The organism is Neolewinella agarilytica, assembly GCF_900110645.1.
Lineage (GTDB): Bacteria > Bacteroidota > Bacteroidia > Chitinophagales > Saprospiraceae > Neolewinella > Neolewinella agarilytica.
Window position 1 is genome coordinate 24,767 of sequence record NZ_FOFB01000038.1, and the last position, 26,980, is coordinate 51,746.

At 52.1% G+C, this 26,980-nt stretch carries 24 protein-coding genes; 11 read left to right on the top strand and 13 right to left on the bottom strand.

Annotated elements, in window-relative coordinates; translation table 11 throughout:
• Positions 1-17: 17 nt before the first annotated feature.
• Together BM123_RS22365 and BM123_RS22370 are read right to left on the bottom strand one after the other, a co-directional pair.
• The gene (locus BM123_RS22365) at positions 18-776 is read right to left on the bottom strand and encodes a hypothetical protein (protein WP_090173125.1); all 759 of its coding nucleotides are present in this window, start codon (positions 774-776) and stop codon (positions 18-20) included.
• A 209-nt stretch (positions 777-985) separates the two neighbouring features.
• A complete protein-coding gene (locus BM123_RS22370) occupies positions 986-2,167 on the bottom strand; it encodes a trans-sulfuration enzyme family protein (RefSeq protein WP_090173127.1) in 1,182 nt (393 codons plus the stop codon).
• Between the two features lie 368 nt (positions 2,168-2,535).
• Between BM123_RS22370 and BM123_RS22375 the strand changes: the two genes are divergently transcribed.
• The 3 genes from BM123_RS22375 (at position 2,536) to BM123_RS22385 (ending at position 5,275) form a co-directional block, all read left to right on the top strand.
• Entirely contained in the window at positions 2,536-3,591 is a 1,056-nt protein-coding gene (locus BM123_RS22375) for an RluA family pseudouridine synthase (protein WP_090173129.1), read from the top strand.
• Positions 3,588-4,085, top strand: coding sequence for a DUF1415 family protein (locus BM123_RS22380; RefSeq protein ID WP_090173131.1), 498 nt, complete (start codon positions 3,588-3,590; stop codon positions 4,083-4,085). The genes BM123_RS22375 and BM123_RS22380 overlap by 4 nt, the downstream gene beginning before the upstream one ends.
• Positions 4,086-4,201: 116 nt before the next feature.
• Positions 4,202-5,275 (top strand): uroporphyrinogen-III synthase, encoded by a 1,074-nt coding sequence (locus tag BM123_RS22385; protein ID WP_245748657.1) that lies wholly within the window; start codon positions 4,202-4,204, stop codon positions 5,273-5,275.
• Between the two features lie 600 nt (positions 5,276-5,875).
• Here BM123_RS22385 and rpsP read toward each other — a convergent pair.
• Together rpsP and lhgO are read right to left on the bottom strand one after the other, a co-directional pair.
• Entirely contained in the window at positions 5,876-6,553 is a 678-nt protein-coding gene (gene rpsP / locus BM123_RS24950) for a 30S ribosomal protein S16 (RefSeq protein ID WP_090173133.1), read from the bottom strand.
• Between the two features lie 123 nt (positions 6,554-6,676).
• Positions 6,677-7,876: an L-2-hydroxyglutarate oxidase gene (lhgO, locus tag BM123_RS22395; protein WP_090173136.1), complete on the bottom strand. Its 1,200-nt coding sequence runs from the start codon at positions 7,874-7,876 to the stop codon at positions 6,677-6,679.
• Between the two features lie 117 nt (positions 7,877-7,993).
• Between lhgO and BM123_RS22400 the strand changes: the two genes are divergently transcribed.
• Positions 7,994-8,407 carry a hypothetical protein gene (locus BM123_RS22400; RefSeq protein WP_090173139.1) on the top strand — a complete coding sequence of 138 codons (414 nt, stop codon included), beginning with the start codon at positions 7,994-7,996 and terminating at the stop codon, positions 8,405-8,407.
• 150 nt (positions 8,408-8,557) lie between these two features.
• On the opposite strand, the gene hemC is transcribed toward BM123_RS22400, so the two are convergent.
• Positions 8,558-9,445 (bottom strand): hydroxymethylbilane synthase, encoded by an 888-nt coding sequence (gene hemC / locus BM123_RS22405; RefSeq protein ID WP_090173141.1) that lies wholly within the window; start codon positions 9,443-9,445, stop codon positions 8,558-8,560.
• 200 nt (positions 9,446-9,645) lie between these two features.
• Positions 9,646-11,079: an asparagine--tRNA ligase gene (gene asnS, locus BM123_RS22410; RefSeq protein WP_175489514.1), complete on the bottom strand. Its 1,434-nt coding sequence runs from the start codon at positions 11,077-11,079 to the stop codon at positions 9,646-9,648.
• Positions 11,080-11,662: 583 nt separating this feature from the next.
• On the opposite strand from asnS, the gene BM123_RS22415 reads away from it, so the two are divergent.
• A complete protein-coding gene (locus BM123_RS22415; protein WP_090173143.1) occupies positions 11,663-13,387 on the top strand; it encodes a T9SS type A sorting domain-containing protein in 1,725 nt (574 codons plus the stop codon).
• Between the two features lie 431 nt (positions 13,388-13,818).
• Positions 13,819-15,486, top strand: coding sequence for a hypothetical protein (locus tag BM123_RS22420; protein WP_139212062.1), 1,668 nt, complete (start codon positions 13,819-13,821; stop codon positions 15,484-15,486).
• A gap of 175 nt (positions 15,487-15,661) precedes the next feature.
• Here BM123_RS22420 and BM123_RS22425 read toward each other — a convergent pair whose 3' ends face one another.
• From BM123_RS22425 to BM123_RS22435, 3 genes are read right to left on the bottom strand one after another with little or no spacing between them, the layout of a single operon-like run.
• Positions 15,662-16,462: a hypothetical protein gene (locus tag BM123_RS22425; protein WP_090173147.1), complete on the bottom strand. Its 801-nt coding sequence runs from the start codon at positions 16,460-16,462 to the stop codon at positions 15,662-15,664.
• Positions 16,455-16,634 (bottom strand): hypothetical protein, encoded by a 180-nt coding sequence (locus BM123_RS22430; RefSeq protein WP_139212063.1) that lies wholly within the window; start codon positions 16,632-16,634, stop codon positions 16,455-16,457. Before BM123_RS22430 ends, BM123_RS22425 begins: the two co-directional genes overlap by 8 nt.
• 29 nt (positions 16,635-16,663) lie before the next feature.
• Positions 16,664-17,017 (bottom strand): hypothetical protein, encoded by a 354-nt coding sequence (locus BM123_RS22435; RefSeq protein WP_139212064.1) that lies wholly within the window; start codon positions 17,015-17,017, stop codon positions 16,664-16,666.
• Between the two features lie 713 nt (positions 17,018-17,730).
• On the opposite strand from BM123_RS22435, the gene BM123_RS22445 reads away from it, so the two are divergent.
• The 3 genes from BM123_RS22445 (at position 17,731) to BM123_RS22455 (ending at position 20,116) form a co-directional block, all read left to right on the top strand.
• Positions 17,731-18,324 (top strand): nucleotide exchange factor GrpE, encoded by a 594-nt coding sequence (locus BM123_RS22445; protein WP_090173155.1) that lies wholly within the window; start codon positions 17,731-17,733, stop codon positions 18,322-18,324.
• 51 nt (positions 18,325-18,375) lie between these two features.
• On the top strand, positions 18,376-19,530 hold the full coding sequence (gene dnaJ / locus BM123_RS22450) for a molecular chaperone DnaJ (protein ID WP_090173157.1): 1,155 nt from the start codon (positions 18,376-18,378) through the stop codon (positions 19,528-19,530).
• Between the two features lie 124 nt (positions 19,531-19,654).
• Positions 19,655-20,116 (top strand): gliding motility lipoprotein GldH, encoded by a 462-nt coding sequence (locus BM123_RS22455; protein ID WP_090173159.1) that lies wholly within the window; start codon positions 19,655-19,657, stop codon positions 20,114-20,116.
• 71 nt (positions 20,117-20,187) lie between these two features.
• Here the strand turns inward: BM123_RS22455 and BM123_RS22460 are convergent, their stop codons facing one another.
• Complete coding sequence (locus BM123_RS22460; protein ID WP_090173162.1) at positions 20,188-21,051, bottom strand: sigma-70 family RNA polymerase sigma factor; 864 nt, start codon at positions 21,049-21,051, stop codon at positions 20,188-20,190.
• A 373-nt stretch (positions 21,052-21,424) separates the two neighbouring features.
• Here BM123_RS22460 and BM123_RS22465 point away from each other — a divergent pair, with 373 nt between their 5' ends.
• Both BM123_RS22465 and BM123_RS24470 read left to right on the top strand, forming a co-directional pair.
• Positions 21,425-21,856, top strand: coding sequence for a DUF983 domain-containing protein (locus tag BM123_RS22465; RefSeq protein WP_090173164.1), 432 nt, complete (start codon positions 21,425-21,427; stop codon positions 21,854-21,856).
• Between the two features lie 7 nt (positions 21,857-21,863).
• Positions 21,864-22,286 carry a translation initiation factor gene (locus tag BM123_RS24470; RefSeq protein WP_217642207.1) on the top strand — a complete coding sequence of 141 codons (423 nt, stop codon included), beginning with the start codon at positions 21,864-21,866 and terminating at the stop codon, positions 22,284-22,286.
• A 34-nt stretch (positions 22,287-22,320) separates the two neighbouring features.
• Here BM123_RS24470 and BM123_RS22475 read toward each other — a convergent pair whose 3' ends face one another.
• From BM123_RS22475 to BM123_RS22485, 3 genes are all read right to left on the bottom strand, one after another.
• The gene (locus BM123_RS22475; RefSeq protein WP_090173180.1) at positions 22,321-23,988 is read right to left on the bottom strand and encodes a glutamine--tRNA ligase/YqeY domain fusion protein; all 1,668 of its coding nucleotides are present in this window, start codon (positions 23,986-23,988) and stop codon (positions 22,321-22,323) included.
• Positions 23,989-24,123: 135 nt separating this feature from the next.
• Entirely contained in the window at positions 24,124-24,939 is an 816-nt protein-coding gene (locus BM123_RS22480; RefSeq protein WP_090173166.1) for a DUF547 domain-containing protein, read from the bottom strand.
• 161 nt (positions 24,940-25,100) lie between these two features.
• A partial coding sequence (locus BM123_RS22485) for a T9SS type A sorting domain-containing protein (RefSeq protein WP_090173168.1) occupies positions 25,101-26,980 on the bottom strand: 1,880 nt, incomplete at its 5' end.

Genomic DNA, 26,980 nt, shown 5'->3' on the forward strand with positions numbered 1-26,980 from the left:
CTTCTCTTGTGCCCGTCTCAAAGCTTAAACCGCATCATCAAAAATCCACTCCCCGAGCGAATATCAAAGCTGCTCCGCTCAAAATCCACCTCCTCGCAGCCAGCGACTCCGCAGACGGAAACCGTCTTATTGACCAGCCTGTATTCCGTTAATCCACGGCGATAGCCGAGGCCGATGGCCAATCGATCGGCGAGTTGATAAGTGACTTCCACGCCTCCCTGAATATGAAATTTCGTTGAATAGTCAATCGTCCATTCCGTAGCATCATCGGCAATTCTTTCCCCCGGCTTTATGCTGATTTCGGATCGCTGGTCTGGTTGCCCGGTTCTGTCAAAGGAGATGATCTCAGAGTAGTCAATCCGGTCCCGGAGGCGATAGCTGGGTAAAAAACTCAGTTGAAGCGCAAACTTTCCCAAACGCCTCTCCAGCCCCAGTTGATTGGTATACAAAAGGCTATGCGTCGTATAGGTCTCTGACTGAAAAAAGGTGGCCACCTTTAGGCCAAGAGGGAAATTACATGGAACCGGATCGCCGGATGCAGATGCACTCTGTATTGCTCCATACTGCAGACCAGCTCCGAAGAAGAAAGAGGTTTTCTCCCCTATGACCACATGGTAATTAAGGGTAAGCGCACCGGCTAATCCGGTGCCGCGGTTAGCCTCCATAAAAGCGGTTGGCCCGCCACCGACGGAGACGCGAAAGTGATCCGCCTGGGCAAAAAGACCAACGGATAGTCCCAGCAGCATGGCGATTAAATAAAGGTATAGGTAACGCATAAGTATCTGTTTCACCGTAAGACGGCGAAAAGGAACCTTGCGTTGGTGATACTATAACTTTCCAGTAACTGAATTGAACGCTAAACCGTCGGAATCAGAGCAATCTATTTCTTTAACGTCAGATAGGCGTACCTCGCTTCGTTTTTTTCCTTTAGCGCAGCTGGGAGCTGCTTTGGCCGGTCGCGCGCGGAGTGGCGCTTACGCCAGGCCTACCCAATCGCTTGTTTGAGATCAGCAATGATATCCTCCACGCGCTCAATACCCACGTTGAGGCGGATGAGCCCGTCGCTGATGCCGTGCGCAGCGCGCACGGCCGGGTCCACGCCCCGGTGGCTCATCGTTGCCGGGTGCAGCACTAAGGTGTCCACATCCCCGAGCGTTGGTGTCAGCGTACAGAACTTGATCCGGTTCATAAATCGCATCCCTTTCTTCGTCCCTCCTTTGAGCTCGAAACTGAGCATACCTCCGTGAAGGCTCATCTGCTCCTTAATCGTCTTACGGTCGGGGTGATCTTTCAGCCCGGGGTAATTCACCTGAGTTACTTTCGGATGCTTCCGGAGGTACTTCGCCACGGCAAGCGCGTTAGCGGAGTGCCGCTCCATACGGAGGGGCAGCGTCTTTAGTCCGTTCAGCACCAGCCAGGCATCCCAGGGGTTACCGCTTCCGCCGTAAAGACGATAGACGGGAACGAGTTTCTCCGCCATCAGCTCAGCATCCCGACAGACGATGGCCCCGGCAATGCCCGTACCATGACCGTTGATAAACTTGGTGGTGGAATGCACGACCACATCCGCCCCAAAGGCCAGTGGCCGCTGCATGAAGGGCGTTGCGAAGGTATTATCCGCCACCAGCAAAGCTTTGTTCTTATGGGCAATTTTAGCCAGCAGCTTCAGGTCCGTTACCCGCAGGGTTGGGTTACTCGGCGTTTCCACGTAGATCATCCGGATGCGGTCATTGCGCTTAATGGCAGCTTTGATGGCCCGCTTATCCCGCAGGTCACAGGTTTCCGTATGGATGCCTCGCTTGTGGAGTTGCTCCAGCAGACTGGTCGTCCCTCCGTAAAGATCTGCCTGCGTCAGCACCGTTTCCCCCGGTTCGCAAAGCCCCAGAAAAACGGTGGCAATCGCCGCCATACCAGAACTGCAGAAGAGACCGCCCGGCTTTTCTTTCAAACCAAATCCTTCCAGCTCCGCAATCTTATTCGCAGCGGCATCTATGGTTGGGTTCCCGAAGCGCCCGTAGATGTGGCCCTTTTTCTTACCGTCAAAGATATCCATCCCTTCTTCAATGGAGTCAAAAATGAAGCTCGAAGCAGCTACCAGGGGCACTTGGTGCGGCGGGTTGAAATTGGGAACTTGAGGGTCACGGACAGATAGGGATTCTATGGTCACTGAGCTTGGTATTTTGGTTCGTTGGTCTTTTGGCGCCAGCCTCAATCAGGAGGCGGCCGCAAGTCGCAAGATCGTCATTTTTTGCTTTTAACCGACCGCCCGGAGCGGGTCGAAGCTGAAAGCTAATTCCTCATCTCAATTTTGCGCCCGGACCAGCACCTCACCAGAAAACCTTTGCTCGCAAAACCCTGCTATTTTAAAAACCTCCCCCTTGCACCCGCGTCCGCGCCCAAAAACGAATGGGAAAATGATAGAATGCGTGAATAACATGCTAAACAGTGGACCTCCCCCTATAAAACGCGGCAGCCCCAAAAGACCAAAATTCCAAAAGACCAAAGAACCAACCCCCTAACCCTTATCTTTGCAGAATGTCCGAAAAATACCCCGTCGATCACATCGAAACTCAGGAGATTCGCGTTGATCCTGGTCAGCAACCAGTCCGTATCGACAAGTTCCTCACCGATAAGCTTCCGAAAGTGAGCCGCAACCGGGTGCAGAATGGCATCAAGAAGGGCACCATCCTGGTGGACGGCAAGGAGGTGAAGGTGAACCATAAATTGAGCCCCGGTGAATTGATCACCATCGAGATTCCGCGCTACCGGCCGGAAGACGAGGACGGAACGCCGATTCCGCAGGATATCCCGCTCGACATTCGCTACGAAGACGATGCCGTCATGGTGATTCATAAGCCCCCGGGCATGGTCGTTCACCCCGCCGTCGGGCACCGCGACGGGACCCTCGTCAACGCTCTCACCTTCTATCTGAATAAAGAGGAGCTACCCACCCTGGCGGGTAATGACGACAGCCGCGTGGGCCTCGTTCACCGGATCGACAAAGACACCTCCGGACTACTCATCATCGCTAAAACCGATGAAGCGATGACCCACCTGGCGAAGCAGTTTTTTGATCACAGCATTGAGCGGACCTACCAGGCCATTTGCTGGAGTGAGCCCGACCCGATGGCGGGTACCATTGATGCGCACATTGGCCGCGATGCCCGAAATCGCCAGAAATACCGCGTGTATGAAGAACCTGAGGAAGGCCACAAACACGCCATCACACACTACAAAACGCTGGAGGCGCTTTACTACGTCAGCCTGCTGGAGCTGAAGCTCGAAACCGGACGGACGCACCAGATCCGTGTGCACATGAAGCACATCGGCCACCCCCTTTTCAACGACGCCCGCTACGGCGGCAACCGGATTTTGAAGGGAACCGTCTACAGCAAGTTCCGCATCTTCGCCGAGCGCTGTTTTGACCTCTGCCCGCGGCAGGCGCTGCACGCTAAAAGCATCGCCTTTACCCACCCGGTCACGGGGGAGCGCATGAAATTTGACAGCGAACTACCCGATGATATGGCCAGTATGCTCGACCGCTGGCGCAACTACATCCAGAACCGGAAACAAAGCGATCCTCACCCATGAGTCCGGCCGAAACCACCCGGCAATGGGTAGCTGATTTTGTCATCCGCCACGCTCTTTGCCCCTTTGCAGCCAAGCCTTTCCAGGACGGAAACGTGCTTTTTCTCGAAGTAGAAAGTGAAGACCTGGAGGCTTGCTTTATGGCGGCGCTGGCGCAGGTGCAAAGCTTGTTGGAGGAGCAAAGTGTAGAAACCACCCTGCTGGTTTTCTCCCATGCGCTGGCTGATTTTGACACCTTTCTCGACTTCGTCCACACCTTCGAGGACACCCTCCTTGAAGCCGGGGCAAACCAACTCGTCCAGCTGGCCCACTTTCACCCCGACTACACCTTTGGCGGCGTTGCTGAGGATGACCCCGGCAACCTCACTAACCGCGCGCCCTACCCTACCCTGCAGCTTTTGCGGGTGGGCAGCGTTGCCGCAGCCGTAGCCGCATACCCCGATGTGGAAGGTATTCCGGAGCGAAACGTACATCGGATGCGGGAGTTGTTTGGGTGAAAGAGACCTAAGTCTCATCGCCACAAAATGCATGGACGCACCAACTATTTCATGCTACTGAGTAAGTACTCCCTATACCGGGTATTTCCTAAGGAAGGCACTATCTTCGCACCCTTATGCCCATGACGCTAAAAGACCGCCTCGCCACCCTCCACCAACTAGCCGCTCATCTCAGTGGCCTTGAAGACGAGTTCCTCACCGCACTACAAACGCGTACGGAGTTCAACAATGGCTGGTTCACACTGGAGAAGCAACAAGCCTCCCTAAAGGCCATCACCGAGGAATTTCTTGCGGAAGACAAACTCTCCGCCTGGCTCAACGCCTACAAGATCATCCCCATCGCCGGCCCCGGCTTTATCCCCCAGCCCGGCCCCAACGGAGAAGGTCAGAAAACCGTCGGCCTGGTACTGGCCGGAAACATCCCCCTCGTCGGTTTTCACGATATTCTCTGCGTCTACGTCGCTGGCCACCGGGCACAGATCAAGCTGAGTAGCAAGGATGAATTCATCCTGCCCTACCTGCTTAAGCTCCTGGCCAGATTCGATGAACGCGCTGCGGACTACTTCGACATCGTCGGCAACCTAAAAGGCTACGACGCCGTTATCGCCACAGGCTCCAATAATTCGGCTCGCTACTTCGAGCAGTACTTCGGCAAAGTGCCCCATATCATCCGAAAGAACCGAAACGCCGTGGCGGTACTCTCCGGCAAGGAAACAGAAGAGGAGCTACGGGCCCTTGGCAGCGATGTCTTTCAGTATTTCGGCCTCGGCTGCCGCAATGTCTCTAAGCTCTACGCCCCGGCCGGTTACGACTTCCAGCCGATGCTCGAAATCTTCCACGAGTGGAAACAGATACAAAACCACACAAAGTGGAAGAACAACTTCGACTACAATTACGCCCTGGCCACCCTCAATAAAGTCAGTTTCCACCTGACCGGTCCGCTGATGTTGTTTGAAGACAAAGCCATCACCTCCCGCATCGCTACGCTGCATTTTGAGTACTACGATGATAAGGCTGCCCTGGAGGCAGAACTAAGTGCCCGCCGGGAAGAGATCCAGCTGGTTGCTGCCCGTCCGGGTTTTCTGGAAACAGACCTTCCCACCTTCGCCTTCGGCGAAGCACAACAGCCGGGTCTCGCTGATTATGCGGACGGAGTGGACACCCTCGCTTTTCTGCTGTCTCTCGGGTAAGGATTCTTCAACGACGGATGCATTCGGGTTACTTGCAGGTCCATCCGGTAAGCTACAAGTTCCCCCAGCTGCGAAGCAGCGTGCCCTCCCCCTCGCGGCAGCTCTACCAGACTACAATACTACCCGACTACTTCCCTCCAGCTGCGAAGCAGCGTGCCCTCCCCCTCGCGGCAGCTCTACCAGACTACAATACTACCAAACTACTTCCCCCCAGCTGCGAAGCAGCGTGCCCTCCCCCTCGCGGTAGCTCTACCAGACTACAATACTACCAGACTACTTCCCCTCCAGCTGCGAAGCAGCGTGCTCTCCCCCTCGCGGTAGCTCTACCAGACTACAATACTACCAGACTACTTCCCCTCCAGCTGCGAAGCAGCGTGCCCTCCCCCTCGCGGTAGCTCTACCAGACTACAATACTACCAGACTACTTCCCCCCCAGCTGCGAAGCAGCGTGCCCTCCCCCTCGCGGCAGCCACTATTTGACTACCTGACTCTTTGACTATCTGACTCTTTGACTCTCCTCCCTGCTCAACAAAAAACGCCCCACCAACCGAAGTCAGCGGGGCGTTCCCTTTGTTATGTTGTTTAGTGGAGAGGCGCTAATTAAGCGTCCTTCACTACGTCAGAAGCACCATCAGGTGTTGCTTCGCTGGCAGCTTCGAGAGCATCACCGGCAGCTTCAGCAGCTTCTGCTTCAGCAACGGCTTCTCCGGCTACTTCGGCGGCAGCTTCAGGAACTTCCTCAACGGCTGCAGCAGCTTCTTCCACTACTTCAGCAGCAGCTTCGGGTGCAGCTTCAGCAGCAGCTTCGGGTGCAGCTTCAGCAGCGGCTTCCTCCACTACGGGCTCTGGTTCTGGCTCCTTGATTTCAGGTGCAGTACCGGAAACAGCTACGTGGAAGTTAGCAATCCGCTGAGCTTCTTCCTGGCGGCGAGCTTCAACAGATCCTTCTTTTGCTTCGATCCAGGCAGACCATTTTTCGCTGGCTTGCTCCTGAGTGAGCGCACCTTTGGTAACGCCCCGCATAAGGTGCTTGTAGTACATCACCCCTTTGAAGCGGAGGATAGCACGAACGGTATCAGATGGCTGAGCGCCCTTCATGATCCACTTGTAAGCGGCCATACGATCGAGATCGATAGTGGCGGGCTTGGTCATTGGGTTGTAAGTACCGAGTTTCTCGATGAACTTACCGTCGCGGGGTGCGCGTGCATCAGCAGCAACGATGTGGTAGAAAGGACGTTTGCGCCGACCGTGGCGCTGAAGACGAAGACGAACTGGCATAATGACAAATTATCTTGATTAGTTAGTACCGGTTTCCTCCCGGGAAGGGACGGCCGGTTTTGTCGGTTGAGCGTGCAAAGTTACGGTAGTTTTTAATACTGCACAAGAGTAATCAATTACTTATTAATCTTTCTCTTTCCGGAGTACTATCGCCGCTACCCGGCCACCAATTCCCAGGCCTGCAGTAGCCGCCGGGCTGGGGGCATTCGTGACGTTGATCAGTCCGTCCGTACCCGAAAATAAAAAGTCGTCGACCATTTCGCCGGAAGGGCGAACGGCCATGGCCCGCACCCCCGCACCACCGGGTTCGAGTTCTTCCAGCCGGAGGTCCGGCATCAGTGGCAATAGCGATCGGTGGAAAGCCCGTTTGCTGAAGCTTCGCTGCAGTTCTCCGGCTCCCTTCCGCCAGTAATTCCGGGCCAGTGTCTGAAAGCCGGGGAAGCGAATCGTCTCGCGGAGTTCCCGCCAGTTGACGGTCCGGTTGTCGTAGCCCTCCCGGGCGAAAGCCAGTACGGCGTTCGGTCCGGCCTCCACCCTGCCGTCAATGGTTGGGGTAAGGTGAACGCCCAGAAAAGGGAATGCAGGGTCTGGCACGGGATAAATAAGGTGCTGTACACGCGATGCCGCAGCGGGAGACAGTTGATAATACTCCCCCCGAAAAGGCAGAATTTGCACCTCCGGCTTTTTTCCGGACATGGCCGCCAGGCGATCCGATTGCAGTCCGGCGCAATTAATCAGGTGGCGCGCCCGCAGGATGCCACGTGAAGTCTGCACAGCAAAGTGATCTCCACTCCATTCGTAGCCCAACACTTCCGTATTCAGGCGAACCTCCCCACCCTGCCGTTCAATTTTTGCCCGGTAGGCGCGGGCTACCGCCGCGTAATCCACAATGCCCGCCTGCGGCACCCAAAGGGCCGCCACCCCTCCGGTATACGGGCTCCGCTCCCGCATTTCATCACCACTCATCCATTGTAAGCCCTCCAACCCGTTCGCAATGCCACGCTGCTGAATCTTCTCCAGACCAGGTAGCTCGGATTCCTTCACGGCGACAACAAACTTACCCGTCAGTTTATAGGGCACACTTTCCTCTTCGCAAAATTCTAAGAGCAGGCGGTACCCTTCCCGACAGATGACCGCACGCGTTTTACCCGGTTCATAGTACACGCCGGAGTGAATCACTCCACTGTTATGCCCGGTCTGATGAGCAGCCACCCGAGCTTCCTTGTCCACCACAACAACGAACCAGTCCGGCCGTTCTTTCTGCAAGCGAAGTGCAGTCGATAAGCCCACGGAGCCCGCACCGGTAATCATGACATCTATCATGTCGCAAATTTACGGGCTTGCTTCAAGCTATTGTCAGGTGTCAGCAAAAGACAAAAAACTCCTACTCAAATTCTTGGCCCTCTCCCTTTCCCTTCGCTAACTTTGGAGGACTGAAATATGGGTAACCGAAAATTCGAACGACAGATTGCCCGCCTGGAACAGGCCGGCAATGACGACTTCCTCCTCATCCTGACGGGTGGGGCAGCAGCCTTTGCTACCCATGAGCTACACCTCCTGCTTCGCCGACTGCGCATTCAGGGGCAGCAATTGCGTCGACTACGGGACTCGATGTTTCGCATCGGACTCGCCATTCCCTTCCTCATGTTTGCCGCCTGCGCTTGTGCGCTGGCGAGTTGGCGACCATTGGTAGGCATCTGCTTACTGGCCATTCCAATGTGCTTGCTCGTTCTGGCCATTGCCCAGGCTTACATAAGCCGGCATTTCTCCAGCCTCAGCCGGGCGAAACGCCTGCGGTGCATCATTCAGCAGGAGCTGGAGCGACGGCGTCGGGGAGAAGAAGTAAAGTACTAGTACAGTGTTTTTAACATTTTCTCCCACTGCCCCAATTGGGCTAGCATAAATAGCGGCCAGTGAAGGAATAAATGCTCAGCATCTACAAGGCCGATGGCCGTCTGATAGAAAAACAAGCGAACGCGTTTTTCATCTAAAAGCCGAAGGCGTCTAAGAAGCGCGCAGCGCTTCCACCACTTCTTCCGCCAGCCCCGCCCGCGTACTCCGGCTCATCTGTACCCGCTTGACCGGGCTTTCTGCCGAGTCGGCATAAGCCGCCCAGACATGGTAATTGCCTACCTGATCCTGCTCACAGTAGACGCCCAGCGGCATCGAACAACCGCCTTCCATCAGGTTGAGGATGGAGCGTTCGACGTTGGTGCACTCGCCTACCGTGACGTTGTGCAGGGGAATGAGTTGCTTGCGCACCTCCATCGCATCCTTGCGGGTCTGGATCGCCATGACGCCCTGGCCGGGGGCCGGGACGAACTCCTTCTGGTGCGGATATACCACGACCATGTCCGACAGGTCAAGCTCCAGCCGCTCCAGGCCAGCGGCGGCTAACATGACCGCGTCCAGTTCACCACTGCGGGCTTTTTCTAACCTTGTAGGAACGTTGCCACGAATATCAACCGTTACCAGGCCCGGGTGTAATTCCTTCAGCTGCGCCTTGCGCCGATTAGAGCTGGTGCCGATGGTTGCCCCATCCGCCAGTTTGAAGGGTTTGCCTTCCACCGCCTTGTCCTTATTAATGAGGATGAGGTCCCGCACGTCCGCCCGGTAACTGAGGGCGGCCAGGGTCAGTCCCTCCGGCTGTTCGGTCGGCATATCCTTCAGGCTGTGTACAGCCATATCAATGTCGCCGGCCAACAGGTGATCTTCGATCTCCTTTGTGAAAAAGCCCTTGCCCTCCAGCTTATCAAAGCCGAGATGCTGGATTTTATCGCCCTGCGTCTTAATAATTTTCAGCTCAGACTCAATGCCCAATTCCTTGAGTTGCGCCTGAACGAAGTGAGCTTGCCAGAGGGCGAGGCGGGAGCCTCTTGTGCCGATGATCATAAGGATTTACAATTTGCAATTCAACATTTACAATTTAGTATTTACCGCCTGACAGCCAATCCAAAATAGTACATCCTGAATGGTAATTGGTAAATTCTAAAAGGCCGAAGGCCGTCTAAAAGAAAAACAAGCGAAGCGCGTTTTTCGTCTGCAAGCGCGGAGCGCGTCTACAAAGCAGAAGAGCGAAGCGACTTCTGCGTCTAGAAATCAGCCGTCTTAGGCGCCCGTGGGAAAGGAATCACGTCCCGGATGTTGCTCATCCCCGTTACGTACATCACCATCCGCTCAAAGCCCAGACCGAAACCGGCGTGTGGGCAGCCACCGAAGGTGCGCAGTTGGAGGTACCAGGCGAGTTCGTCTTCGTGAACGTCCATCTCCTTCATTCGGGTGCGAAGTACGTCTTCCCGTTCTTCCCGCTGAGAGCCACCGACCATCTCGCCGATGTATGGGAACAGAATGTCCATGGCGGCAACGGTTTCGTTGTCGTCGTTGAGGCGCATGTAAAAAGCCTTGAAGCTCTTGGGATAATCGCGCACAATGACTGGCTTCTTGAAGTGCTTCTCCACCAGCCAGCGTTCGTGCTCGGCCTGCAGGTCCGTACCCCACTCTACCGGGAATTCGAATTTCTTTTTCTTGTAAGGCTTACTGCGTTGGATCAAGTTAATCGCCTCCGTATAGGTAATACGGGCAAAGTCATCTTTAACCGTAAACTCCAGCATTTCGATGAGTCCCATCGGGCGGCGCAGCTCGGCCTTCATGTTCTTCTCCGCCTGCTTGATGCGGGCGTCGAGGAACTCGAGGTCAGCGCGGTAGTTGTCCAGACAGTAGTTGATGAGGTACTTCAGGAAGTCCTCGGCCAGGTCCTGATCGTTGTCGATATCTGCAAAGGCGATCTCCGGCTCAATCATCCAGAACTCGCTCAGGTGGCGGCTCGTATGGCTGTTCTCCGCCCGGAAGGTGGGGCCAAAGGTGTAGACCTTGCCCATCGCCAGCGCACCAATCTCGGCTTGCAGCTGACCGGAAACGGTCAGGTGGGTACTCTTCCCGAAAAAGTCCTGGCTGTAATCCACAGCCCCCTCTTCCGTCCGGGGCGGATCGGCGGGGTCGAGCGTCGTAACGCGAAACATCTCCCCGGCGCCTTCGGCGTCGTTGCCCGTAATGATGGGCGTGTGGAGATAGTAAAAGTTCCGATCGTGGAAGTATTTGTTGATGGCATAAGCCAGCGCGTGCCGCAGACGGAAAACTGCCGAGAAAGTGTTCGTCCGCATCCGGAACTGAGCGTTCTCCCGCAAAAATTCCATCGTCTGAGACTTGGCCTGTAGCGGGTATTCGCTCAGGTCCGTTCCGCCGTAAATGGTGATCTCTTTGGCGATCACTTCAACGGCTTGTCCGGCCCCCTGACTTTCGATCAGTTCACCGGTCACTCCCACACAGGCGTGGAAGCCGATAGCCCGAATCGTTTCCTCCGGAAAGTCTTCACCGTTGACGACTACCTGCAGCGTCTCCGCACCGGAGCCATCATTCAGTACCATAAAACGGTTGCCGCGCCAGGCGCGGACCCAGCCCATTACGGTGACGTCCTCCCCGATGGGGGGCGATTTGAGTAGTTCGGTGATTTCCTGGCGGTGGATCATGTCCTTGTGTCTTTAGAAGGCGCGAAGATAATAGTCAAACAGTAAGGGAGTCAGATAGTCAGATAGTAAATTTCAATGCCGGTGTAAAAAGTTGCGGATGGTGGTATTGCAGACCGGCTGATCAGGGCGCGACGCGCAGGTGCAAGGAGGGGTAATGAGCAAAAATGCTTCTCAAATACCAATCCTCCTACCCTAATGCCGGCGGGCTGGAATATCAACAAGATATCCGCGTCCGTGACGGAGATAACAGGAGGAAAAGTATGAGAGAATGAAACCTGAGGCTTTGGATAAATAGTAGATACTAAGACCGGCTCCAAACGTCCAGTCGAGAGGTTGGAACTTCAGGGAGTCCGGGAGGTTCCGCGTCCGCATTTATAAATAAGGACATTTGAAACCAACCTGCTATAGTCTTTTCGCAAGATGCCATAAGCGGCCCAATAAACTTGTTTTCAGTTCAATACAAATTGATTAGAAATAAATATAAATCCCAACCTGTCCGGATCGATAAATCGGAACTTTTGAGGATTCCTCCCATCTAGCTTTGCCCTCACCATTAACCTCAACTTCAAAAACCCATTCCTGGATGAGAAAGAAATCTACCCTGAAAACATCGCGGCTAACTGTCCTACTGTTTGTCCTGCCACTACTACTACTCCCTCTAATTACCCTACATGCCCAGGCAACCTGGGATGACCCCGGGCCAGCCATCATCAGCAGTGCTGGAGCGTCATTTCTCAATAGTACGCTATTGGAGGTCAACGGCACTCCCGCGATGGCCTATACTGATGGGAATGCGAACTATTCCATCAAATTCCGCACTTCATCTGATTCCAAAGGAATGAACTGGCCTAACGGCAGTTCGAATGTTTATACGGTAGACCCCACCGTTTTTGCGGGCTTAATCGGTGTAGAAATGACCATCATAAATGGAAATCCTGCCATTACTAGTGTGGTTGTCAGCCAAACTGAGGAAGGGTACATTAATTACACCAGGGCCGGTAATGCCTCCGGAACTACCTGGAATTCTACGGTCACGGTGGTTACAGGAATCTCCCCTCCATCCAATCAAAAACCAATAGTGAACCTAAAAATGGTTAACGGCCACCCCGCCATAGCTTATTACAACACCATTGATGAGAATCTTTATTTCGTTCGTGCCAATGATGCTAACGGAAACACCTGGGGAACACCAGTATTGGTCGATTCCCAGGGAAACGTTGGCGACTGGTTAAGTATGGAAATAGTCGACGGACAACCGGCCATCTCTTATCAGGATGTCACTAATGGAGATTTGAAATATGTTCGAGCTACCAGAACTAATGGGAACAGTTGGGCGACGCCCATTACGGTCGCCTCTGCCGGTATTGTAGGCCTCCATACTTCTATGGAGATTATTGATGGCTTTCCCGCCATTGCTTATGGAGATTTCACTAATAAAGATCTGATGTACGTACGGGCTACCAATTCTACGGGATCTAGTTGGGGTACACCGGTTGCCGCGGCTACTACCTTAGGTGAGTCCATCAACTTATTGGCCGTTGACGGACAGCCAGCCATAGGCTATTACACCGGTTTTGGAGACCAGGACTTGCGATATGTTTACGCCACCAATTCTACCGGATCTTCCTGGTGGCCCCCAACCCTAATAGACGACGGTTCTACGGCGATGGGGAATACCTTGAGCATGGCCATTATTGATGGTCATCCTGCCATTTCTTATCAGGACTTCACCAACAGTGACCTGAAATATGTTCGGGCCGGTACTTTTATCGACCCAGCATTACCCGTTAGCTGGACGTTGTTTGAAGGCAAGCTATCCAATAAAGGAGTAGACCTGCAATGGCAAACTGCTAACGAAGAAAAAAATGCAGGATTTGAAATACAGCGTAGTGAGAATGGAGTGAGTTGGCAAACACTTGATTTTGTGGCGGGCGCAGGCACTACCCAGGAAACACAGCATTACGAATATACCGATCCGGAAATAAGGGAGGGAATCCGTTATTATCGACTGAAGCAGGTCGATTATGATGGTGCTTTTAACTACAGTCAGATCGTTACCATAACGATCAAAGACCTGAATGAAAGCCCCGTTAAAATTTTCCCTACGCTGGCAAAAAATGAAGTACATATTGAAGGAGGACAGGGACTATTTGCCGTATTCAACGTAAACGGGCAACAAGTAATTCCAGCAACTCCTTATGTGGGGAATCATGTAATAAACACCCGTGATCTTCCTGAAGGGCAATACTTTTTGCGAATGGAGAATGGCGGAAACACAACAACGACCTCATTCCTGAAATCCAGATAAAAACCTGGGTGTGGATCACAAAGGCACATTGCAGTAGATAAACTCTTCCTTCCTGCTAAGGGGACACGAAAGAGCGGCTTTGGGGAAATCCCCAGGGTCGCTTTTTTTGCATTTGTGAAAGCCTCATGTCTTCCAAACGACCAGTCTAAATAGATATCGTACGCTTTGAGAAATACTGACTACCGCAGAGGATGCCCATCCCCCTGCTCTCTGCAACCGTCCTTTGCACCTGCGCGAGGCGCCCACTAAAGCCTGTCAACAACCTGTCTACTTAGTTGGGTCAGCGAAAAAACAACTTGTAACCTTTTTAATTACATACAGGTGTTTTGTAATCAAAATTTGGATAATATGCAAATTTGTCGTATCTTGATGTAACAGAGATAAACACCTACTCTACTTTTCTAACCACTCTATTTCTCAAACACCCTTCCATGAAGAGATTTACTCTACTACTGGCATTTCTATGCCTCAACGTCACTGTTTTTCTTTCTGCCCAACGTATTGGTGATCTTCGTTTCGCCGTTCCCCATCAGGTCATGCCGGCGCAGGAGCTGCCGGCGGCCTTCACGACTTATTCCACCCGGGTATCCGATCCCTACCGCATGGTGAGCCGGGCGGGCTACACTAAGCTTGGGCTGAAAAGCGAACTTACCATGCGTAATTTCCGCGAGCTGGCCTCCGGCGGGCACTTACTCGTATCTTATAAGGTTGACCGTTTCCGTACCAACGACGTCAAGACTCGCTCCAAAACTACCGAGAGCAAGAAAAAAGACGGCACCGTAGAAAAAAAGACCGTCTACTGGGTAGAAGGCACCTACACCTTTCCCGTTGTGATGGAAGTGCTGGACCCCGATGGCGGCATCATCTTCGAATCCGTCGTCGGCGTCGATGACGCCGTGATCCGCTACCCCTCCGGTAGCCGGACTTACAGCAGCCGCAGTGCGCTCACCAAAGAGTGGTACGAAAAACGCTCCAAAACCTACCTCGATCTGCAGAAAAAGCAGCTGTTAGCCTACGTCAACTCCCTGAATGCCCAGCTACGTGACCAGATTGATGTCCAGGAAAAAAAGGACTACTACTACTTTGAATATCCGAAAGGAAAAAAGGCCGAAAACGCCGAACTGTGGCTGGAAAACGCTACGGCGGCTATGGCCGTGCTGGACACCATCGACTCAAACGCCGAGCTCCCCAAAGCCTACCTGGCTACTGCCCTGGAGCCCTACCTAGCCTTCTGGCGAGAGCAGATGGCTGCTTACCCGGCTGACAACAAAAAGACCCAACGCTACCACCACTGCGCCGCCTACAATCTGGCCACCGCGCAGATGCTGATGGAAACCCCTGGCGTTGCGATGGATTTCAGCAAGCGCCTGGTCGACAACGTAAAGTGGAACAAAAGCCGTAGTCGCTCCCTAAGCCGGGCCGCTGAGACCCTGAGTAAAGAGCTCCCCGCCTACCCTAATCAGACCCGTCACTTCGCCCTTCGGGACGTCTCCCAGGCCACCGGCCCCGCCGGTGTCACCTACGGTATGCCCGAGCCCTTCAAGCCGGTCTTCGACACCCTGACGGCTTACATCACGACCGGCGGACAGACCAAGGCCGGCACCGTTATCATCCAGGAAAACATCGACGTGAAGCTGATGGGCAAGCCCAATTTCACCTTCATCGATGGCAACCAACAGGAAGTCGCCATTACCGTCAACACGGTAGACGGCTTCGGCTTCGGCGGGCTGCACTACATCGTTGAGAAATACGCCGATAAAGGCGGCCTGCAGGGACGGCCGAACTTCATGCGCGTCCTCCTGGACGGCCCCCGGATGCAGTACCTCGAATACATCCCCTCCTACCCCGATGCCGGCGGACTGGAAGTCGAGTTCCTTAAGCCCAAAGACGGTGATCTAATCTCCCTCTCCGTCACCAACGCCCACTGGCTGAACTGGAAGAAAGCCTTTGCCAAGGTCTTTGAAGGCTGCGCGGGGCTGGAACAACGCGTCGCCGCCGGCGAGTTCCGCCGTAACATCGATGACATCGCCGCCGCCGTCACCGAATACAACGAAGGGAACTGTGAAGTACCCGAATCTGAGGCGGGGGATGGGAAGTAGGCTCGGTGTCTGGCTCTGAGTGGTCGGAATCAGGCTTCTCGCCTAGCTACTTAATCAATACTAAATAGGAGTCATCCCTGATTTTCGTTACTAGAGTCCGGTCCCATAAAAATCGCCCTAACCTCGCTTTCAGCTGGTTAGGGCGATTTTTTATAGGACTGAGTTCCAGCCATCATCAACTCTGTATCAAGCCCAAATGATCTCTGAAAGCCAGCTGCTTAGCCTGGTTTTCTGGTAAATGCCCATTGAAAGTTCCTTCGTAGAGGTTAACATAAATAATACCATTATCCAAAACTTGGATATCGTGGGCTTGATCAAAACTTAGAATTCGTTCTTTGGAGATTGAGTCGTAAATTAAGTCTCCGAACCAATAGTGAGCTCCTCCCGTCTCTAAGCCACCGCTTCGATCAGGCAGCATGCCTCCCTTACCCGGGCGTCCGGATGTGTCTACCCAATCATTTCCAATGGCATTAGCCTTTAGTTTTAGCCCTTTGGTGTATTTATATCGTTTGAGGCTATTTTGCTTTTGTAATTCTAAATATTCGGCATCTGCAAAATAGCTCGAATGAAAATGACGACTATCTACACTTGCAAGAATAGACTCCAGATTTATCAGCGAAAAATCTTTATTGGCGGCTCTTAGAGCTATCGAATCGAATTCTCGATGTTCGCTAGTTGCGACGGAGAAGAATTTACGTGTTTCATTCCTTCGAAAAGGAAAATCAATGAACTGTCCTAATGTATTGGCAACGTCTGCCTCTATTGCATCATAGAGTTCCTTTCCCGTTCTTACCATACGCCCTCCATCAAATTTTCCTCCCTCCTGCAAAAAGAGCATCAAATTTTCTTCAATGATTTTACGGACGTCCTTAGTCAATAATAGACCAGGTGACGTTCGGAAAGAACATTCTATGGCGAACCTCTTTTTGGAAAGAGAGTATTGCCAGGGGATTAAACTTTTAATGAAATTAGTCATAGCCAAAGTCAATTTTAACGTCCAAAACAGACTCTATATTCCTGTAATCAATTCCGGGATACCTAGATTCATTCAACTCGATTCTTCGAGCAACTCTAGTATAAAATTTTTGAATTTTCGCTGCAATATCACTTGAGGTAGCTCCCTCAGGAATGACAATATCGATTTTCAACTTATTAAATTTTGTCAAGACTCCATCTATCATAATTCCATCACGAATTCCGCCCCAAGGTCATAAGCATAATGTAATGCCTCTTTGAGTGTATCCCCCGAGAAGGAAAGTACAAGATTGTGTAGCTTGGTGCTGTCTTTTCCATCCACGAGGTAGGTCACTACATCATGATTATTTGATGGGTCTCTGACGAATTTCGCCGGGTTAAGTAAAATGGAATCGATAATTGCCGCAATTCCCTTCTCGCTTTTTTTGCCATCAGAAAAATAATTTCGGATAGCCGCATCTCTTTCGGGTGAGACAAAATCTGTGTAAGATTCTATTTCGCTTTCTGGAAGTACTACTTCCGTTTCGACAAGGTTGTTATCCTCGAGTAAGACCAACTCCTCCTTCTCACAACTCCCCACCACCAAAAGCAGCAGAAAGAGAAAAGTAGACGTTAGGACACGTAAATGGGGGGGGGGTATTAGAAAACATATTATTTGTTAATAGGAAGGGTGAATAAAGTTAGTACAACGTTTGGCTTAAAGATAGCAGAAAAATTTTCGGACTTCCAAATAGCCGTTTAGTTTGTTTGGCTCTTTAAACATTTTTTGCAGGCCTTTATTATCTTGAATCAGGATGTTAACGTTCTCCTTTAGGAGGTAAATGCTCTTTTTCAAGAGTTTAAATTTTAATCGAAAAAGATCCTCAAGGACACCTTCGATCAAGGACCTTTTAGCGTCGCGAAGCGACCTGAAAGCGTCCGGGTGGGTGGGTGGGGGATCTAGCCTAATTATCATCCAAGCTCCAACCGCCTACCTCGGAAAATCAACTACAGGACAGCTGCTACGCAGCAGGTTTTCGGAGCTGAGCTCCTCATCCGGGGACAGTCGATAAGATGAGGATAGCCCCTACACCCTGCTCTTAAAAAAACGCCCCTTGCACCTGCGGCCCCGCGCCCAAAACACTCCTCCTTTTCCCCTACATTACTACAAAACTACACTACTACTTCCCCACCCTGTCAGCTTTTGCCAATCCGACCTGACAAAGTGGCTTTCTGCCCCAATGGCCCTACATTTGCAGGACCCTTATACCAATGAAAAATCTATTTAGAATGTCCAAGAAGAAAGCCAACGAACCAATCGTCGACGACGAGTTGCTGGAAACCACTGGTGCAGAGCCCGAAGAGCATACCCTTGCGGACCCCGTAGAGGAGGAACTCGAAGCACAGGCAGAAGGAAATGCGGATACGGAACAGGAGAACATCGTTGCCGATCTGGAAAAGCAGCTTGCCGAAAAAGATGATCGCCATCTGCGTCTCTATGCAGAGTTTGAGAACTATAAGCGTCGTAACCAACGGGAGAAACTGGACCTGATGGAAACTGCCGGTCGTAAGACCATGATGGCCCTCTTACCCGTACTCGATGATTTTGACCGTGCTCAGAAACAAGCAGAAAGTGACGAGGCCACCAAACAAGTCTGGGACAGCGGCGTCGGCCTTATCGTTAAAAAACTGTACAAATCGCTCGAAGGTCAGGGGCTGAAGCCGATGGCCTCTAACGGAGAAGCTTTTGATGCGGACCTGCACGAAGCCATTACCGAAATCCCTCATCCGGAGATGGCAGGGAAAGTCGTAGACACCACCGAAAAGGGATACTACCTGAACGGTAAGATCATCCGTCACGCCAAGGTAGTGGTCGGCAAGTAACCCCAGTATCCGCTATTGACGGATCGTTTTACAATATTGAGCAACAACAAGATGGCAAAGAGAGATTATTACGAGGTACTGGGTGTAGACAAAGGTGCCGATGAAAAGGCCCTGAAGAAAGCCTACCGCAAGCTGGCCATGAAATACCACCCGGATAAGAACCCGGATGATAAGGCCGCAGAAGAAAAGTTCAAGGAAGCCGCTGAGGCCTACGACGTATTGAGTGACCCCAATAAAAAAGCGCGTTACGACCAGTTTGGTCACGCTGGCATGGGCCAGCAGGGCGGCTTTAGCGGCGGCCCCGGCGGGATGACGATGGAAGACATCATGTCTCAGTTCGGTGACATGTTCGGCGGCGGCGGTGGCACCTTCTTCGGTGGCGGCGGTGGCGGAGCCCGCCGGCAGGCCCGCGGAGAGCGGGGTTCCAACCTCCGCATCAAGGTAAGCCTCACGCTGGAAGAAATTGCTGCTGGCGTTACCAAGCGCATCAAAGTAAAGCGGCAGAAAACCTGTAAAGTCTGTAACGGCAACGGCGCCAAAGACGCCAGCAGTGTAAGCACCTGTTCCACCTGTGGCGGGGCTGGCGTGGTTCGTCAGGTACGCTCCACCTTCCTGGGGCAGATGGCGACCACAACGACCTGTCCGACCTGTTCCGGTACCGGAACGCAGATCAAATCCACCTGCTCCAACTGTAAGGGAGAAGGCCGGGAGTATGGCGAAGACACCATCGAGGTGAACATCCCCGCCGGAGTGGAAGAAGGGCAGCAGCTCAGCATGCGCGGCAAGGGGAATGCCGGCCGCCGTGGTGGCCCCGCCGGAGACCTGCTCATCAACATTACCGAAAAACCGCACGAATTCCTGCAGCGGGACGGACAGAAGTTGATCTACGACCTGTTTCTGAACTTCGCCGATGCAGCTCTGGGTACCTCTGTAGAAGTGCCCACCATCAGCGGAACGGTAAAAATCAAGGTTCCCCCGGGAACCCAATCCGGCAAAATCTTCCGCCTCCGTGGTAAAGGACTACCCGCACTGCAAGGCTATGGCACCGGAGATCAACTCATCCACGTTAACCTCTGGACACCCAAAAAACTGACCAAGGAGGAAACAGAGTTGCTTGAACGAATGCGCGACATGGATAACTTTAAACCCCAGAACGAAAAGGGAGATAAAGGATTCTTTGAGCGGATGAAGGAGTATTTTAGTTAGGGGCAGGTTGTCCCGCAGTACTGCGGGACAGGTTGCAGGTTGCAAAAAATAACGCTACTCCGCTCATTCATCCAATATCAGCGACGGCTTTTCGTCTTATTCTGACACATCAATTTTACCGTCTATGCGTCTGCTCATAGCTTCTGTCTTTTTTTGCCTGCTGCTTACCTCTTGTGGGCCGACCGTCGTCTACGAACAGGAATATGACATCGAGGAGTCCGGCTGGACGTATGCGGATAGCCTATCCTTCAATTTCACCATTGAAGACACTACTCTTACCTACGAGTATCTGCTGGACCTCACGCACAGTGCCGATTTCCCCCACCAAAACTTCTACGTAAACCTGCACACCCGCTTCCCCTCCGGGCAACGGAGCAGCCAACAACTTAGCCTCCAGATGGCCGACAACTTCGGCCAGTGGTACGGGGATTGTGGTGGAGGGACCTGTGAGCTCTCCATTCCTATTTTACAGAAAGCCCGGTTCCAATCACCAGGTGCCTACTCCCTGACGGTAGAGCAAAATACACGCGAGAATCCACTACAGAACATAAATGCCCTGGGCTTAAGGGTGGTTGTTTCAGAATAACGGCCAGTCCCGGAGGAACGTCTACCGTAGCGATGGCCGACCGAAACGGCGCCAGCCGTTGAGGGAGCCCATCACCCCAAATAGCTCTTCAACAAATGCTTATTCCGGCTGCGGCGCAGCCGCCGGATGGCCCGCTCTTTGATCTGCCGGACCCGTTCGCGGGTCAGGTCAAAGCGTTCGCCGATCTCTTCCAGGTTGAGCTGTTGTTCTCCGTCCAGGCCAAAGTAGCAGGCCAGTACCGTTCGTTCGCGCGGAGCCAGCATATTAAGGTTTGCCGTAACTTCTTTTGAGAGAGACTCCCCCATGATCTTCTTATCGGGATTGCTCCCGTCAGTAGCCATGGTGTCCAGCATCGTGATGTCGGAATCATCTCCGGCCACCGGGGCATCAAAGGAGAGATGGCGCATACGCCCACGGAGCGCCCGCTCTATGTCTGATAAAGAGACATTGAGCAAATCGGCTAATTCTTCCGGCTCGGGATCGCGCTCAAACTCTTGTTGAAAGCTAGCAATGGCCTGACTCACCTTCGTGTAGCCGGCAGCTTTATTGTTTGGCATCCGTACCAGGCGGCTGTATTCCACAATGGCTTGCATGATACTCTGCCGGATCCACCAGACGGCATAGGAAATGAACTTGAAGCCTCTGGTTTCATCAAAACGCTTAGCGGCTTTGATCAGGCCTACGTTTCCTTCATTAATCAGGTCGGCCAGGCTTAAGCCCTGGTTCTGATATTGCTTAGCGACGGAAACAACGAAGCGAAGATTGGCCTTGGTCAATCGTTCCAGGGCCAGCTGATCGCCTTCCCGGATCTTAGCTGCCAGTGCAGCTTCATCCTCTGGCGTCAACAGGTCGATCTTTCCAATATCGGACAAATACTTCTCCAGCGCGATGCTCTCGCGGGAGGTAATTTTATTACTGATCTTTAGTTGACGCATGGGGTTGATCCTTTACAAAATCTGAACTCTTTACTGATAAATACCTCCTAATATAGAAAAAGTTTCTCGCTCCGAGGCCACCAGGCCGAAATGACTGGATGTAAGACCAGCCTTTATCGACGAACCGGCCCTTTAAGGACGTTGGACAGCCAGTTAACGCTGCACAAACGACCATTTTTTCCTTTTCCACTTTATGGGCTTCTGCCCAACCCAAATTAGAAAGTGAGTCCCAAAAATACTTTTTGTGGATGCAAATTCCCCCGTAAACGGAGGAAATTTATCCTGCTCTGAATCTTCTTCTTCGTCAACCTTGAGGAATCAGGGTCGTTTCCAATAAATAACATCGCCCCCTGGGCAACACAAATCGCCATATATGCCCGCCAAACCTTCTATTCTGTCTTCCTTATTTGGGTTTCGGTGCCCAAACTGCAGACGGGGAGACCTTTTCCCGACCGGCTCTTTCACCTTCAACAAGCCCTTTGAGCAGTATGAACATTGCCCTAAATGCGGGCAGAACTACTTTCCCGAACCAGGGTTTTACTACGGAGCGATGTTTCTTTCTTACATTGGTTCAGCCTTCTTTTGCCTGGGCTTTGTAATGCTTTTGCACTGGGTTTGGGGTTGGTCCACCGCAGCATCTTTTGCTGCATTATTGGTGGTGGTTGGTCTCTTATTCGTCTGGTGGTTCCGTTTTTCCCGATCTGCCTACTTTCATCTGGTCACTAAGTACCACCCCGAAGCAACCGAAGCGGTAGACAAGGGTACGCTTTCCGTACCGGAGCCAAAATCAACCAGCCAAAACTAATCGCACAATGGCCAAGAAAAAAAACAAGAAAGGATTTGACTTCTCTACCGATGATGGTGGAGCAGCGGACAATCCTTTTGCCGCACTGAAAGGCTTAGGTAAAGAACTTCCGCCACCACCTGTCAATCTTCCTGTGAAAGAATCCAAGGGCGCGGACGCAGGTGCAGTGGGGAGTTCGTTGAAGGCAAAGATGCCTCTTCGTGTTCACCTCGATCGCAAGCATCGCAGGGGCAAGGAAGCCACCATCATCAAAGGATTTTCCGGCACTAACGCACAAATGCAGGCCCTGGCCAAACTCCTGAAAACCCGCTGTGGTGTTGGTGGCTCCGCCAAAGACTGGGAAATCATCATTCAGGGAAACAAGCGAGATAAAATCCTCGAAATCCTTCTGGCAGAAGGCTACCAGTCCGTAAAAAAATCCGGAGGATAGCCTGAATACAAGACTAGCGGGACTACAAGACCCCCTACCCTTTCCAGCTGGACTTCAGGCCACAGGTAAGATTAAGTACGACTTTATCCGAAGTACTGTCCTCGTCTACCGTATAGTAACCTTTCCGTAGCAACTGGAAAGTATCTCCGGCTTTGGTCGTGGCCAGAGCGGGCTCTCCCTTTGCTGACAAGACTTTCAGACTTTCCGGATTGATAAAGTCCATAAAGTCCTTACCCTCATCTTCATGGTCCATTGGTGTTGGATCGGAGAACAGCTTGTCGTACTGCCTTACTTCAATGTCCAAACCTTCGCCAACGGCCACCCAGTGGATGGTGCCCTTCGCCTTTATACCAGACGTATCATTTCCTGAGCGGGATTCCGGGTAATAACTTGCGTTAATCTGGGTGACGTTGCCATCAGCATCCTCTTCATGCCCTTCGACGTGAATGATATAGGCCGATTTCAGACGTACATCTTTACCAGGAGCTAACCTGAAATACTTCCGATTCTGTGGCTCCTTACGGAAATCCTCCCGCTCTACCCAGATTTCTCGGCTAAAGGGAATTTCCCGACTCCCTCTGCTGGGGTCTTCAGGGTTATTGTCCGTAGTGAAAATCTCAGTCTCTCCTTCCGGATAATTCGTAATGACCAGCTTTACCGGGTTCAGGACCGCCATGAAGCGATCTGACGAGGTATTGAGTACTTCCCGTACACAATGCTCGAGAAAGTCAAACTCCTGCTGGTTATCGCGCTTAGTTACCCCCGTTCGCATACAGAAGTTCCGCAGGGCCTCGGCGGGGTAGCCTTTTCTTCGCATACCGGCAAGTGTTCCCATTCGTGGATCATCCCATCCGGTAACAACGCCTTCCTCTACCAGCTTTTTCAGCCTTCGCTTGCTGGTGATGAGGTAGTCTACGTTCATCCGTGCAAACTCAATCTGCCGACTGGGGAAAATCTCCAGAGCTTCAATCAACCAGTTATATAAGTCCCGGTGATGCCGAAACTCAAGACTGCAAAGAGAGTGCGTTATTTTTTCGATGGAATCACTCTGCCCGTGGGCAAAGTCATATAGCGGGTAAATACACCAGTCATCACCCGTCCGGTGATGAGTTTCGTGCTTGATACGGTATAAAACCGGATCCCGCAGCAGCAGGTTGGGGTGCGCCATATCAATCTTCGCACGCAACACTTTACTCCCATCAGCAAACTCTCCCGCTTTCATTCTTTCAAACAGGTCCCGGTTTTCAGCGATAGAACGATCGCGGAAAGGGCTGTTCGTGCCAGGCTCATCAATATCTCCTTTCTGCTCAGCAATCTCTTCAACGGTGGAATCATCAACAAAGGCCAGCCCTTTATCAATTAGCTTGAGAGCCAGGGCGTAAAGCTCTCCGAAATAATCAGAGGCATACACTGTATCTCCATGCCATTCATACCCCAACCACTTGATGTCGTTTTCGATGTTGGTAACGAAGTGGGTCTCTTCAGTAGTAGGATTGGTGTCATCCATCCGGAGATTAGTCCGGCCGCCAAACTTCTTTCCAATCTCAAAGTTGATTACAATCGCCTTAGCATGGCCAATGTGCAGATATCCGTTCGGCTCCGGAGGAAAGCGGGTATGGATCCGGCCATCATGCTTACCATTCTGAAGGTCTTCGACAATGAATTCTTCGATGAAATTATCAGCTTCGGGAATATTCGCCATGGGGTAGTTTGTCAAGTTGTTGCAGTAAAACATCGTGGATAGACCACAGAGTTGCAAAGGTACTAATTTGACGCTTCCATAGGTATATACCTGTACTTAACAAAGTAACTTCAAGTCAACGTGCGAAATAACGACTCAAATCGTGTCCTCCGCCCAGATACCTGTCTTTAGCGTCCAATCGTAGCTTTTATACTCCCGCTTGATATTCTTGTTTTCCTCCGTTAGAATACCGTACTCCACGAGAAAGTCGTCAATTCCGTCATGATCACGGAAATCTCCACGAAACCAGGAAAAAAGTGGTGTCGTGGTTATTACGGATTTTCCGTCGACCTCATTGATTTCGCTGTGCTTCTCCAGGTACTTCCGCACGCGGTTATTCACCTGAGCATCAAAGCTCTCTGGCCGGTAAATCTCTACTGGCGGGCAATCCGCCGCGCCACAATTTAACGCAAAATGAACGCGGGAGTCTCCTCCCTTAATCTTAAAGGTTCGCTCCGTCTTATTAGGAAAAAACTGTGGGATAAATCCGAGGCCAAACCTGTTCTCCCCTCCACGGATAATCCCGTGTTCCATCTCATTAGGGCTAAAAGTATGCCCCGCCACGGTATAAGAGGGAGTGCTAAAAAAAGAACTGCTGTCATCAAATAGTTCAGGGTTACGGGTCAGCAGATATTGTACCATCCCATTGTAGGTATTGACCCAGAAAGCCAATTGCTTATTTCTGGTGTCAAGCGCGGCCACAAGGTCTTGCGGCTCAAAAACAGCTAATTGATCAACCAGAGGTGTGGCGTCCTGTCCGGCTTTAAGCGTCCTCAAAATCTCCTGACTCAGCTCAATAGGTGTTGGTCCATTATACCCTTCTGGAGGAAAGCTATCTGAAGCCTTATACCTTCCACAAGAGAAAACCATCAATAAAAACAGAAAAGGGACTAAAATATGGTTAGTCTTCATAGTATATATTTCTCTAGGAACAGTTCAATGTATGTCCTATGTTCATTGCCATTGCTCCACGCTGTCGTCAGGCGGCATTCATAGGAAATCAAAAAGCCCCGCCGTTTCAAGGATGAAACGACGGGGCTTTTAAGTTCTCCAACTATTGTCGGAGGTTCAGTTTAGCGAACAACAACCATCTTCTTGGTGGCAACGAAGTCACCAGAAGTCAGCGTGTAAGTCAGTACACCGGCAGCGCCGAGGTCCTGAGCCGTAAGGTCAACGCGGTTCATACCGGCAACAGCGTCCAGCTCACGAACCATAACTACCCGGCCAGCAGCGTCCTGTACGCTAAGCGTAGCAGCACCAGCAGTAGCCAGTTCGAAACGGATCGTTGTAGCTTCTACAACTGGGTTCGGCGTGTTCTGCAGCAGAGTGTTCTGTGCAGTTGCGATAGAAGTACCGTTGAAAGCAAGACCAAGGCCGGTGCTGGCACCATTCAGGTCAACACCTTCGGTTAGTACTACTGCGTCGGTCAGGCTTACCAGCTCGCTGAGCAGGCCAGCTTCCGTAGCGCGTACTTCCAGCGTCAGGCTGGCAGCGTCGCGGAGGAGAACACCGATCATACCCTCACCAGACTGGTCAAGGTTAAGACCACCTTCACCTTCGTAGGTTACGTCAACGAGTTCCAGGCCAGCAGCCAGCTCGATCGTACCCTGGAAGCCAAGCATGTTGGCAGCAGTGATGGTCATCGTGTGCGTCTGACCAGCCTCAAGGCTAGCCTCTTCAGTTTCCAGGTTCAGAGCAGAACGACCACCTTCGCGGACAACGTTACCCATCTCAATGGCTACAAAGTCTACGTTAGACAGTACACCTGCCAGGTTGTTTACGTTGTAAACTTCTGGGAAGACAGATGCCCAGTTAGAAGTCGTCAGGTCGTACTCTTCAGTAACGAAGCGCCAGGTATCACCAGTCGTGAAGGTTTCGTCACGGCCGAGGATTACCCGCTGGATCGCTACCATATCGAAGATAGAGAGTGAACCGTCCTGATCAACATCACCAGCAACGAAGTCGTAACCATTATCGAAGGTACTCGTACCCAGGATTACGCTACCGATCTTCACTACGTCAGATACTTTAACCTGTGACAGGTCAACTTCAGGAGAGTAGTTAGCCTCAACCGTGAAGTCTTGACCAAGTGGTAGGTTCGTGAAGGAGTAACCGCCGTTAGCAGCAGTCGTTACCATCTCGTCCATGTCGTTGGCACCAGTCAGGTTAACCTCAACACCTTCCATTTCGTCATTGTCCTGCGTAGCAATGTTACCAGCCAGGTTTCCACCCGTGCCTTCACATAGTCCGTCCTGGAAAGCCTGTACTTCAACGATTACGCTACAGTAGTCAGCGCTTCCCTGATCATCAATGGCGTAAACCCGTACTGGAACATCGTTACCGAAGTCATCACAGTCAAGGTCGATACCGAGGCGACCAGCAGCAGGAGCGAAACCAGCAACGCCAGCTTCTTCTTCCGTGTAGATGCTGTACTTGTCGATGATGTTACCGAAGCAGTCTTCAACATCAGAAGCGATGAAGTCAGATGCCCAGATAGCAGCCATACCACCACCCTGGCCGTCAGGCATCAGCGTAACGGTCAGTGTCTGGATACAGATTGGCGTTGGAGCTTTGTCGCCCGTTACGCAGAATTCGATGATCTCAACGTCGAAGTTACCACAGCCGTCAGATGCGCGAACGCGGATAGCGTGATTACCTACTGGTACGTTGGTAGCGTTGATGGTGAAACCACCCATGCCGTCATTGCTCAGGGAAACACCTACACCAAGAGCGGCGGGGTTGTCAGCGTTGAAGCCGTTAGCAGCAACGTAGTTAGCGTCCAGTTCGATCTGAACGTTAGCGTCAGAACACTCGTCAAGTGCCGTGAAGGTCAGTTCAACCTCAGCAGTACAAGTTACAGAAGTTCCGGCGAAACAGTCAGCAGGCTCGTCCGCGTCGATGGTCGGAGCCACCTCATCGTAGATCTTGATGAACTGGATGTAGCGGAAGTGAC